Here is a 12,388-nt window from a genome sequence, read left to right as displayed (position 1 = left end):
AGTCAGAGCTACGCTAGGGAAGTTAGAACAAATAGAATTTGTGAAAGTTTAGTCATTTCTAAATCAAATAAATTCGTGCCGTTATCGCTTTCCTAACGAGCTCCCAAAGGCGAGTACCTAATAAAAGGTAAAGGCTTATATGCAGCGTTATTGATTGCGACAAGGGAATAACCATTCTCTGCAATCAATGCCTTGCCTAATAAGCCTTTTAATTCTCGCTGAGTAGTTAATATATTAATGGACTTGGTATTGTAGATAAATCTAAAAAATTCATCAAAATTATCCTCCTTGCACACGCTCCTACTTTTTTTTGATGAGATTTTATGACGTTCTCCAAATCTGCTACCTGTTTAGCTATCACTGCAAGTCTATTTAACGTTACCGCTTCAGCTGAACAGCAAGCGAATAATGACACCAGCAATACCGGCAATCTTGAAACTATCACGGTCACCAGTGATTTTCGCCAGCAAAACTTACAAAATACTCCAGCTTCTTTATCGGTTTTAACCGATATTGAAATTAATCAACGAAATGCACGTCATCTCGAAGAATTAGTTGCTGTTAGCCCTAATGTTAACTTTGCCAGTGGCTCACAGCGAGCACGTTATTATCAAATTCGTGGCATTGGTGAACGTAGTCAATTTCAAGAGCCGATCAACCCCTCTGTAGGTATGATTATTGACGATATCGACTTTACTGGTATTGGCAGCATCGCTAATTTATTTGATGTGAAGCAAGCTGAAATTTTTCGAGGTCCTCAAGGCACACGTTTTGGTGCTAACGCAATTGCAGGCATGATCAATATTACCACCAATGAACCCACAGAAGATTTTGAAGGTGCTGTTCAACTGGGTGTTGGTAATTATAATTCTTACGATATGGGTGTTGCCTTATCTGGACCTGCAAGTGATACAGTGAATTATCGTCTAGCCGTCAACCAACATAACAGTGACGGTTTTACCGAAAATATCCATTTACAACGAGATGATACCAACAATCGTGATGAATTAAGCGTACGTGGCAAGTTAGCCATAGAAGCAAGTAATGATCTAACCATTGACCTTGCTGGATTCTATTTCGATTTTGATAATGGCTATGATGTATTTTCTTTAGATAACACCAGAGAAACCTATTCAGACCAACCTGGTTTTGACCAACAAGAAACAGCTGCCTTTTCAGCAAAATTTACCTATACAGGTTTTGAAAGCGCCACCCTATTAGCCATTGTCAGCCATTCAGATACAGATTTAGGCTATGGTTACGATGAAGATTGGGCCTTTGGCGAATATGAGTGGCGCAGTGATGACCCTGTTTATACTCCAGACCCATGCATTACCCCATCTGGCTGTTTAGCTGATTTTGATGGCTACTCATCTACTGACCATTATTACCGTGATAAAACCGTATTAACGACTGAGTTACGTGCGGTTTCTAACCAAGGCCAAGAAATTTTTAATGGCAGTACTGCTTGGGTTGCAGGTGTTTACTTTAAACAAGACGATGAAGACCTTTTACGCCAATACACTTATGCTAGCGGTGACTTTACTTCAATTAACGAAAGCACGAGTGTAGCGTTGTATGGTCAATTAGATACTCAAATTGCTGAAAAATGGTCGTTAATGTCAGGCTTACGCATTGAAAATCGCAGTGCTGACTATAACAATTCAGATTTATTTGATGACAGTATCGACGATACAATGGTGGGTGGTAAGTTAGTACTTAGTTACCAGCAAAATGAAGACAGTATGTGGTACGGATCAATTAACCGAGGCTATAAAGCGGGTGGGCATAATACCGATGGTACTTTACCTGAAGATTTACGTACTTTTGACCCTGAGTATTTATTGAATTATGAAATCGGCTACAAAGTTTCTTTACTCGAGAACAGTGCTTATGTTCGAACTTCGGTTTTCTATATGGATCGCGAAGACATGCAAGTTAAGAGTTCTAAAACCATAATACGTGAAGATGGTAGCTCTGAATTTATTAGCTATTTAGGTAACGCCGCTACGGGTAGTAACTATGGTGTTGAAATTGAAGGTGCTTGGTATATAAATGACTTAATAAACGTGTACGGGTCACTCGGTTTACTTGATACAGAGTTCAATGATTTTGTTAATGCTGATGGTGTTTCATTAAGCGGGCGTGAACAGGCCCATGCGCCAAATTATCAATTTAACGTCGGCATAAATGTTCAACCTACTGACCATTGGTTAATTAACTTGTCAGTTGATGGTAAAGATAGTTTTTACTTTTCCGATAGCCATGACGAGCAATCAGAAGCCGTTGCACTATTAAATGCCTCAGTCGCTTATATACAAGATAATTGGCAGATAAAGATTTGGGGTCGTAACTTAGCAAATGAAGACTACGCAAATCGTGGTTTTTACTTTGGTAATGACCCTCGTGATGGCTATACTGCAAAACAATACACGCAGCTTTCAGAGCCATTAGTCTTCGGCGCTACGCTAGATTATCAATTCTAATCACTACTGATATAAACTTGGAAGTGATTAACCTCACTTCCAAAAACTTGAGAGGTAACTTATGAAAATATCTATCGAACTGAGCTTATACCCACTAGCAGAAGAACAGTATAAAACAGAAATTTGGGCGTTTATAAAACGACTGAGAGGTGTTGAAGGTTTACAAGTGATAACCAACGGTATGAGTACGCAAGTATTTGGTGATTACGATCTTGCGGTGAACCATGTAATGGCTGAAATTAAGCACGTTCATAAAACCACAGGTGCTGCAGTTTTTGTCTGTAAATTTATTAATGGTGATCGCTCACAAGTTGAAGCAGAAAGTTAATGACGGAATTATTAAACAGTGTATCCGCCTATTTTCAACAGCTGCCATGGCTTGAGCTAGTTGCTATGGTGCTTTCAATAGCATACGTGATTCTAGCCGCTAAAGGCTCACGATGGTGTTGGCCAGCAGCCTTTATAAGTACAGCACTTTATACTGTTATCTTTTATGACGTTTTATTATTAATGGATAGCGCTTTGAACGCCTATTACCTGTTAATGGCGGTTTATGGTTATTGGCAATGGTCTAAACAATCTGATCAAAGTCAAAATGAAAGTAGCCAACTAACCATCGTTAGCTGGCAATTAAGTTGGCATATCAAGGTTTGTGCTGCCTTAGCACTACTGGCGATGGGGTTAGGTTATCTTATGGATAATTATTCTCCTGCACACTTTCCTTACTTAGATACCTTCACCACGGTTTATGCGGTATTTGCTACTTATTTAGTGGCTAACAAAGTGTTAGAAAACTGGCTTTATTGGATTGTTATTGATTTAGCTTCTATCTATTTATATCTTGAAAAAGGCTTAATTCCGACTACCGTTTTATTTATTGTTTTCGTTATTGTTGCTGGTTACGGCTATCATAAATGGTTGAAACTTTACCAAAAGTCTTCAACGAATTTACAACCTTCTGCTATAGCTAACACTAGATAGTTTAATGTCGCTTACCTCTTCACAACTTAACTCACTCAGATCCCTACCGTGTTTTGAAAAGGTAGTAGATATTTCATTGTTGATTGATGGCATGAGTCACACCTGCATTAAAGTGACGACTGCTTTACAGGTTTTTTTTGTAAAAAAATTAAATAGTGAAACCGCTGAAACAGAGGTTTTATCTAGCAAATATGCAGCTAAACATGGCCTAAGCCCAAGAATTATCTACCATGACAATACTTGGTTAGTCACTGACTATATTGTCGGTATAACACTGGATAAAACTGAACTTAGCAGTAGTCAGTGTATTGATACTGGCCTAACTCTCATGGCTAAATTACATCAGTTATTACCACAACCGAATGCTAAAGCTATTCCCTGTTTAGATACTTCTGAGTCAGTACGGCGCTTATTCACTAACCCCAACTCAAGACCATCACAACAAAAACTTTTCTTAGCAGACATCACTGAAACACTGACTTTAAAGATTGGTATCGAACAGAAGCGCTCTGATGTCACTAATATTATTTGCCATGGTGATATAAATTACAGCAATATTATTATTGATGAAACGCGACAATCTTGGTTAATAGATTTCGAATGTAGCCATTTAGCACCGGTAGATTTCGACTTATCAATGTTCATTGCTATTAATAACATTTCACCTCTCCACATAGATGAGATTGTTAATCGCTATATGTCCTTAGTACCAAGTTACAAGCCGAATAAAATATTATTAACTTACTACCTTCTTTATAGCTACTTTATAAATGGCTTATGGTATTTAGATAATACAAATGATGCAAAAATTAATAATCATTTGAGATCACTAGCTATTGAACAATGGTCAGCATTCGATAGTTTTGTGGTAAAACATCACTTAGATATACCAAAATTAATGCCATTAATAAGTTAATACTTTCCTAATCTAATTTTTCTTTCATGCAAAACATTCAACTTTACTGCAGGCACAAAAAAGCCACTTTACTAAAAGTAAAGTGGCTTTCAAAATCGGTATCTGTGTTTACTTCTACGCTTACTTTTAAGAGTAGAAGTCACTAAACCTGAGGGTATTTATCTAGTTACTAACAAAAGTAACCAAATATTAGCTATGCTTGCTAGTCGCTTGAATAACGCGTAATTGCGCTACTGCACGAGCTAATTCAGCAGCAACAGCAGCATAGTCAACATCGCCGCCATGGGCGTTCATGTTGTCTTCTGCACGTTGTTTAGCAGCAAGAGCCGCTTCTTCATCCAAGTCCGCAGCACGCGTAGCTACATCAGCTAACACGGTAACGTTATTTGGTTGAACTTCTAACATACCACCTGAAAGATAGATAACTTCTTCAGTGCCATCTGCTTTAGTGATAAGTGCCATACCAGGTTTTAGTGAGGTCAGTAAAGGTGCGTGACCAGGCATAATGCCTAATTCACCTTCACTACCTGTGATCTGTAATGATTTAATGCTACCAGAAAACAAGCTTTCTTCTGCACTTACTACATTAAGATTAACAGTTAATAATGCCATTTGACTCGACCTCTATTCATGTAATTCCCTACCGCTTTTGCTGTAGGGAATTACCAGATGATTACATCTTGTTCGCTTTCTCGATGGCTTCTTCAATACCACCAACCATGTAGAACGCTTGCTCAGGCATATCATCGTATTCACCAGCTAAAATGCCTTTAAAACCAGCAATGGTGTCTTTTAATGATACATATTTACCAGGAGAACCAGTAAATACTTCAGCAACGAAGAACGGCTGAGATAAGTAACGCTGAATCTTACGTGCACGAGATACAGTTTGCTTATCTTCTTCAGATAACTCATCCATACCTAAGATGGCGATGATATCTTTAAGTTCTTTGTAACGTTGTAATACTGTTTGAACGCCACGAGCAGTTTCATAATGTTCAGTACCAACTACTAATGGATCTAGTTGACGTGAAGATGAATCTAGTGGGTCAATCGCAGGATAAATACCTTGCGAAGCAATATCACGACTTAATACAACAGTTGCATCTAAGTGAGCAAAAGTAGTTGCAGGACTAGGGTCAGTTAAATCATCTGCTGGTACGTATACCGCTTGGATTGAAGTGATTGAACCTTTGTTAGTTGAAGTAATACGTTCTTGTAATACACCCATTTCTTCAGCAAGTGTTGGTTGATAACCAACCGCTGATGGCATACGTCCAAGAAGTGCAGAAACTTCAGTACCCGCAAGAGTATAACGATAGATATTATCAACAAAGAATAATACGTCACGACCTTCGTCACGGAATTTCTCAGCCATAGTTAAACCAGTAAAGGCAACACGTAAACGGTTTCCTGGAGGCTCGTTCATTTGGCCGTAAACTAATGATACTTTATCAAGTACATTAGAATCATTCATTTCGTGATAGAAATCGTTACCTTCACGTGTACGCTCACCAACACCAGCAAATACTGAGTAACCACTGTGCTCGATTGCGATGTTACGGATAAGTTCCATCATGTTTACTGTTTTACCAACACCAGCACCACCGAAAAGACCAACTTTACCACCCTTAGCGAATGGACAAACTAAATCGATTACTTTGATACCAGTTTCTAACAATTCGTTAGACATTGATTGTTCAGCATAAGCAGGTGCTTCACGGTGAATAGACCAACGGTCTTTTTCGCCGATAGGGCCAGCTTCATCAATTGGCTCACCCAGTACGTTCATGATGCGACCTAAAGTCTCAACACCAACTGGTACTTGGATTCCTTGACCTGTATTTACTACATTCAGACCACGACGCAAACCGTCAGATGTACCCATTGCGATAGTACGCACAACGCCGCCACCAAGCTGCTGTTGCACTTCAAGTACTAAACCTTCAAGGTCACCTTCAGTTATCTTTAATGCGTCATATACCTGAGGTACGGCATCTTGTGGAAATTCTACATCCACAACTGCGCCAATTATTTGGACGACTTTACCTGTACTCATGTTTATTCCTCTTAATTTAAGTTAGCCCAGCTTCGCTTAGGCTAACTTGTCGTTAAATTACGAAAATTGTTTCAGATTTATTCATTACTGAATTATCTGCTTACCCTACCGCAGCTGCACCAGCAACAATCTCACCCAATTCTTGAGTGATTGCCGCTTGACGCGCTTTGTTGTATACCAACTGTAGATCGTCGATTAAATCACCAGCATTATCTGTTGCGGCTTTCATCGCAACCATACGGGCAGCTTGCTCACAAGCTATGTTTTCAACAACACCTTGGTATACTTGAGATTCGATATAACGAACTAATAACTTATCTAACAATGAGTTAGCATCAGGTTCGTAGATATAATCCCAACGATGACTAATTTCTTCGTCATCTGATTTAGGTAGAGGTAACAATTGATCAATTGTCGCGTCTTGCGTCATAGTATTAACAAATTTGTTATACACAACGTATAGCTTATCAATTTCACCGTTATCATAAGCTTTAAGCATTACCGCAACACTACCAACTAAGTCAGTAAGTGAAGGGGAATCCCCTAAGCCAGATATTTGTGCAGATACTTTAGCGCCCATATTGTTGAAAAATGATGTAGCTTTTGAGCCTACAACACCAAATTCAACTTCAGCACCTGATGCTTGCTTTTCAGCAGCATCAGCAAGTACTTTCTTAAATAAGTTAATATTTAAGCCACCACACAAACCACGGTCGGTTGAGACGACAATATAGCCAACACGCTTAGTTTCACGTTCTTCCATATATGGATGACGATATTCTAAGTTACCAAGCGCAATATGACCGATCACATTTCGTATATTTGTCGCATATGGACGAGAGGCTGCCATGCCTTCCTGCGCTTTACGCATTTTACTGGCAGCTACCATTTCCATAGCGCTTGTGATCTTTTGAGTGTTTTTAACACTCGCAATCTTGGTTTTTATTTCTTTACCAACGGCCATGACTCTTCTCCGAAAAGGTTACTTAATTAAAGACTGATTACCAAGTTTGAGTAGACTTGAAATTTTCAAGTGCTGTTTTCAAACTAGCTTCGATATCTTTATTGTAATCACCCTTTTCGTTGATAGTAGCCATCAACGCAGCTTGCTCATTACTCATGTATGCATGTAGAGCTTCTTCAAAATCAACAACCTTGTTTATAGCAACGTCGTTTAAGAAACCTTTTTCAGCAGCAAATAATGATACCGCTGTTTCTGCAATTGATAATGGGCTGTACTGCTTCTGCTTCATTAATTCTGTTACGCGTTGTCCATGCTCTAATTGAGCACGAGTCGCGTCATCTAAATCAGATGCGAATTGAGCGAAAGCTGCTAATTCAGCGTATTGAGCCAATGCTAAACGAATACCACCACCAAGTTTCTTGATGATTTTAGTTTGCGCAGCACCACCAACACGAGATACTGAAATACCAGCATTAACAGCAGGACGTATGCCTGAGTTAAATAGATCTGATTGTAAGAAAATCTGACCATCGGTAATTGAGATTACGTTAGTTGGTACGAAAGCAGATACATCACCCGCTTGCGTTTCAATAATTGGTAAGGCAGTTAATGAACCTGTTTTACCTTTAACTTCACCGTTAGTGAATTTTTCAACGTATGCTTCGTTTACACGAGCAGCACGTTCTAATAAACGACTATGAAGATAGAAAACGTCACCTGGGTACGCTTCACGACCTGGCGGACGACGTAAAAGTAATGAAATTTGACGGTAAGCAACAGCTTGCTTAGACAAATCATCATATACGATTAGTGCATCTTCACCGCGATCACGGAAGTATTCACCCATTGAACAACCAGCATATGGAGCTAGGTATTGTAGTGCAGCAGCTTCAGAAGCTGAGGCAACAACAACAATAGTATTTGATAACGCGCCGTGCTCTTCTAAGCTACGTACAACGTTTGCAACGGTAGAAGCTTTCTGACCGATAGCAACATAAATACTTTTAATACCTGTGTTCTTTTGGTTGATGATAGCGTCAAGTGCAATCGCTGATTTACCGATTTGACGGTCACCAATGATTAATTCACGTTGTCCACGACCAATTGGAATCATAGCATCAATTGACTTGATACCAGTTTGAACTGGTTCGTCAACAGATTTACGATCGATAACACCTGGTGCAATAACTTCTACTGGAGAGAAGCCATCATTTTCAATTGGGCCTTTGCCATCAATTGGTTCACCTAAAGTGTTTACTACGCGGCCTAATAAACCACGACCTACTGGTACTTCTAAAATACGACCAGTACCTTTAACTTTTTGGCCTTCCGCTAAATCAGCGTAAGGGCCCATTACTACCGCACCTACCGAATCACGGTCTAGGTTTAACGCGATAGCAAAACGGCTACCAGGAAGTTCGATCATTTCACCTTGCATTACATCGGCAAGGCCATTGATACGAATGATACCATCTGTTACAGAAACGATAGTACCTTCGTTGCGAGCTTCGCTGACAACGTTAAACTGTTCAATTCTATTCTTGATCAGTTCAGCGATTTCAGTGGAATTCAGTTGCATGCTCTGTTCCCTTATCTAAGATTGTAATGTTGTTGCTAAGCGGTTCAGTTTACCTTTGATTGAACCATCTATTACCATGTCACCAGCTTTTATAACTAAACCGGAGACGATACTCGCATCAACAAAACAATTAAGCTTTACTTTACGTGCCAAGCGCTTTTCAAGCGCGGCGCTTAATGTTGTTTTTTGCTCTGCTGTTACTTCAACAGCAGAGGTTACATCCACAGAAACTTCTTGGTCAAAATCAGCTTTTAACGCTATAAATTGCTCAAGAACCTGTGGTAGCACCAACAAACGTTCGTTTATTGCCATTACTTTCAAAAAGTTTTGGCCTTGACTGTCTACTTGCTCACCACAAACATTTAAAAATAATGTTTGTGCTTGCTCTACTGAAGCACCACTAGATAAAAAACCTTTGATGGTTTCATCTTTAGCAACTTCAGCAGCAAAAGTTAACTGGACTAGCCAGCTATCTATTGCTTTAGCTTCAACAGCAAATTCGAACGCTGCTTTAGCGTAAGGACGAGCGACAGTTGTCAATTCAGACATAGCTCTTTCCTCTTAAAGTTCAGCGACGAGTTTATCTAAGATGTCGCTATGTGCAGCGGCATCAATTGAACGCTCAAGAATTTTCTCGGCACCGGCAATAGCAAGAACTGCAACTTCTTTGCGCAATTCTTCTTTAGCTCGGTTACGTTCAGTTTCAATTTCCGCATGACCGCTAGCTAAGATTCTTTCTTTCTCAACTTGTGCTTTACCTGCAGCTTCATCAACAATTTTAGCTTCATGTTTTTTAGCAGCATCAACAATAGACGCAGCTTGAACTTTAGCTTCTTTTAATTGAGCTGTAGCTTTCTCTTGAGCTAACTCAAGATCTTTAGCAGCACGGTCTGAAGCAGCAAGTCCGTCAGCAATAGTTGCTTGACGATCTTCTATAGCACCAATAATTGGTGGCCATACATACTTCATACAGAATATTACAAATACGACAAACGCAATTAATTGGCCAACTAGGGTCATATTAATATCCATTGTGCGTACCTCCTATCAATTATTCGTTTAAAAAAAAAGTGGTAAAATTAACCAATTTTAACGAATAAGATGTATAAACCAATAGCAACACCGATCATCGCGATAGCATCGATTAGACCCGCTACGATGAACATTTTAACTTGTAGTTGTGGTGCTAGTTCAGGTTGACGAGCAGCAGATTCTAAGAATTTACCACCTAAAAGACCAAAACCAATAGCAGTACCAAGAGCACCTAAACCAATTAGCAAAGCCGCTGCAATATACATTAAGCCAAAGTTTTCCATTTTTATCTCCGATTGTTTAAAGTTAAAGTTTTAAAAATTTCTGTTTTGATGAAGAAAGTTATTTACCCACTCGGGCCTGATAACCTTCTTCGACAAATTTAGTGATCTTCATGCGCTAAACTAAGATATACAATAGTTAGCATCATAAAAATAAACGCTTGTAATGGGATTACCAACAAGTGGAAAGCTGCCCATAAAAAGTGTACTGGCAATTGGAATACACCAATTGTTGCGATAAGTAAGAAAATCAACTCACCTGCATATAAGTTACCAAATAAACGTAAAGCTAGTGATAATGGTCGAGCTAGCATAGTTACCGTTTCAAGGATAAAGTTTACTGGGTATAAAGACCAGTGACCAAAAGGCTGTGTAGTAAGTTCTTTCATGAAACCACCTACGCCTTTTACTTTGATTGAATAGTAGATGATTAGGATAAATACACCTAACGCAAGACCAAAAGTAATGTTTGGATCAGCTGTTGGTACAGGTTTCATGTAGATATCACCTAAAGGCATACCTGTAACCCAATGGATTAAGTGTGGTAAAAGATCCACTGGAACCCAATCCATAGAGTTCATTAAGAGAATCCATACGAAAATGGTTAAGCTTAATGGTGCAATTAACGCGTTTTTGCCATGGAAAGTGCTTTTAACACTATCATCAACAAATCCAACAACCATTTCTACTGCACATTGCAGTTTGCCTGGTACGCCAGAAGTTGCTTTTTTAGCAACGGAACGAAAAATCGTTAAAAAGACCAAACCCAAGAATACAGACCATCCTAATGAATCCAAGTGAACAGCCCAGAAGCCCTCACCTACTTTCAAATTAGATAAATGGTGCGTAATATATTCTTGGCTGGTTAACACAGCGCCTGATGACATATTAATTTCCCAATAATTAAAGTTTAAAAAATAAAAAAGTAAATTACCGCTGCTGCTTAATAATAAACGGAGTTATTATTGGCAAAGCCATAACTAAACAAAACATGCTAAAAAATGGTAACGGGCTAATCACTACAAATTTGATTGTTAAACCAAGTAGTAACGCCATTAACGCCATTTTTTGCTTTACGCCACTAAAGAATGATTCTACAACCATCTTTGACGCTCTCGCACCAGCAAATCTAAATGCTTTGTATGCGAAAAATAAATTGGGCAGTATCCCAATTATGCCACCTAAGGCAGCTGACTTTGCGGATTCAAATCCCCAAATAAAATATGTTATCAGTGTAAAAATGAGTGTTATTAGGGTTATCAAAGCACTTTGTTGATAGGCAAATTTCCGGCCTGGCTTTGTAAGTTCATTTCTCATATTTTTTAAATTTTCTTATACGACGTTATTCGTATGACACACTGATTTTTTAAAGTAAAAACTTTAACTTTAAAAAGTTTGCGCAAGTATACTTAACTTGTCTTTTTTTGCAAGATATAAGGGCAATAGACGCACTATATTTGTGCGAATATCTCATATTCACCAAAGAAATACCGTTTTATATAATTATAATTTGAAACGATCAAGATAAGCCTCTTAATAGATGTATAAGGAAGTCAAAGTTAATTAATATAGACTATTGTATTGTTTATAATTTCTTGGCTTTAAAAGGCTATTACAATAAAGCAGGTGGCCATATCCAAAATCACATGTTCATAGCTTGTTTTCAAAAGATATCAATAATTCAAGAAACTAGCTCAAGTGAAGTGATTATCGTATTATATTTTTGGAATCGATCACTGTTTTCACAGTGAATATCTAACTTCTTACGTTAATAACTTTATGACCTAACAGTAATATTCCGTTCTCTGAATACTTAACTCCCGGAGAACAAGATCACATAGCCAGAGTTATGGCCTGTTTACAATAAAGTTTAACAATGTCTTATGCTCACAAGGACTTCATCTTTTAAATCCCAGACAGCAAAAAGCCCGACTCTTTCAAATCGGGCTTCTCTAAATATAATGTAGCAATGTCCTGCACTCACATGTGCTTAACGAACCTAAGTCACACTGCCCTCGGCGCAAGGATGTTTTACTTCTCTATTATTGGCATTATTCAAATGCCAGAAAGCAAAAAACCCGTAGCGTAAA

The 12,388-nt window shown here is 38.6% G+C and carries 13 protein-coding genes; 4 read left to right on the top strand and 9 right to left on the bottom strand.

Annotated elements, in window-relative coordinates:
- The first annotated feature begins 323 nt into the window (after nt 1-323).
- From CXF79_RS05525 to CXF79_RS05510, 4 genes are all read left to right on the top strand, one after another.
- A complete protein-coding gene (locus tag CXF79_RS05525; protein ID WP_101154268.1) occupies nt 324-2,486 on the top strand; it encodes a TonB-dependent receptor in 2,163 nt (720 codons plus the stop codon).
- Between the two features lie 61 nt (nt 2,487-2,547).
- Entirely contained in the window at nt 2,548-2,814 is a 267-nt protein-coding gene (locus CXF79_RS05520; RefSeq protein WP_011040941.1) for a hypothetical protein, read from the top strand.
- On the top strand, nt 2,814-3,467 hold the full coding sequence (gene pnuC, locus CXF79_RS05515; protein ID WP_101154267.1) for a nicotinamide riboside transporter PnuC: 654 nt from the start codon (nt 2,814-2,816) through the stop codon (nt 3,465-3,467). Before CXF79_RS05520 ends, pnuC begins: the two co-directional genes overlap by 1 nt.
- Nucleotides 3,468-3,471: 4 nt before the next feature.
- The gene (locus CXF79_RS05510) at nt 3,472-4,383 is read left to right on the top strand and encodes a choline/ethanolamine kinase family protein (RefSeq protein WP_101154266.1); all 912 of its coding nucleotides are present in this window, start codon (nt 3,472-3,474) and stop codon (nt 4,381-4,383) included.
- Between the two features lie 189 nt (nt 4,384-4,572).
- On the opposite strand, the gene CXF79_RS05505 is transcribed toward CXF79_RS05510, so the two are convergent.
- The 9 genes from CXF79_RS05505 to CXF79_RS05465 all read right to left on the bottom strand — a co-directional run bounded on the left by CXF79_RS05505 (nt 4,573) and on the right by CXF79_RS05465 (nt 11,615).
- A complete protein-coding gene (locus CXF79_RS05505; protein ID WP_011040938.1) occupies nt 4,573-4,995 on the bottom strand; it encodes a F0F1 ATP synthase subunit epsilon in 423 nt (140 codons plus the stop codon).
- A 61-nt stretch (nt 4,996-5,056) separates the two neighbouring features.
- Nucleotides 5,057-6,442 carry a F0F1 ATP synthase subunit beta gene (gene atpD, locus CXF79_RS05500; protein ID WP_011040937.1) on the bottom strand — a complete coding sequence of 462 codons (1,386 nt, stop codon included), beginning with the start codon at nt 6,440-6,442 and terminating at the stop codon, nt 5,057-5,059.
- Nucleotides 6,443-6,542: 100 nt separating this feature from the next.
- Entirely contained in the window at nt 6,543-7,406 is an 864-nt protein-coding gene (atpG, locus tag CXF79_RS05495) for a F0F1 ATP synthase subunit gamma (RefSeq protein ID WP_011040936.1), read from the bottom strand.
- A gap of 37 nt (nt 7,407-7,443) precedes the next feature.
- Nucleotides 7,444-8,985 (bottom strand): F0F1 ATP synthase subunit alpha, encoded by a 1,542-nt coding sequence (gene atpA / locus CXF79_RS05490; protein WP_011040935.1) that lies wholly within the window; start codon nt 8,983-8,985, stop codon nt 7,444-7,446.
- Between the two features lie 15 nt (nt 8,986-9,000).
- Nucleotides 9,001-9,534, bottom strand: a complete 534-nt coding sequence (atpH, locus tag CXF79_RS05485; protein WP_011040934.1) for a F0F1 ATP synthase subunit delta — start codon at nt 9,532-9,534, stop codon at nt 9,001-9,003.
- 12 nt (nt 9,535-9,546) lie between these two features.
- Nucleotides 9,547-10,017, bottom strand: a complete 471-nt coding sequence (gene atpF, locus CXF79_RS05480) for a F0F1 ATP synthase subunit B (protein ID WP_011040933.1) — start codon at nt 10,015-10,017, stop codon at nt 9,547-9,549.
- Between the two features lie 47 nt (nt 10,018-10,064).
- On the bottom strand, nt 10,065-10,301 hold the full coding sequence (gene atpE, locus CXF79_RS05475; protein WP_011040932.1) for a F0F1 ATP synthase subunit C: 237 nt from the start codon (nt 10,299-10,301) through the stop codon (nt 10,065-10,067).
- A gap of 98 nt (nt 10,302-10,399) precedes the next feature.
- The gene (gene atpB, locus CXF79_RS05470) at nt 10,400-11,185 is read right to left on the bottom strand and encodes a F0F1 ATP synthase subunit A (RefSeq protein ID WP_011040931.1); all 786 of its coding nucleotides are present in this window, start codon (nt 11,183-11,185) and stop codon (nt 10,400-10,402) included.
- A gap of 43 nt (nt 11,186-11,228) precedes the next feature.
- On the bottom strand, nt 11,229-11,615 hold the full coding sequence (locus tag CXF79_RS05465; RefSeq protein ID WP_011040930.1) for an ATP synthase subunit I: 387 nt from the start codon (nt 11,613-11,615) through the stop codon (nt 11,229-11,231).
- Nucleotides 11,616-12,388: the final 773 nt, after the last annotated feature.

The sequence above is a fragment of the Colwellia sp. Bg11-28 genome (assembly GCF_002836245.1).
Classification (GTDB): domain Bacteria; phylum Pseudomonadota; class Gammaproteobacteria; order Enterobacterales; family Alteromonadaceae; genus Colwellia; species Colwellia psychrerythraea_A.
Note: the sequence above shows the minus strand (reverse complement) of the source record. Positions and strands in the feature narration are given on the sequence as shown.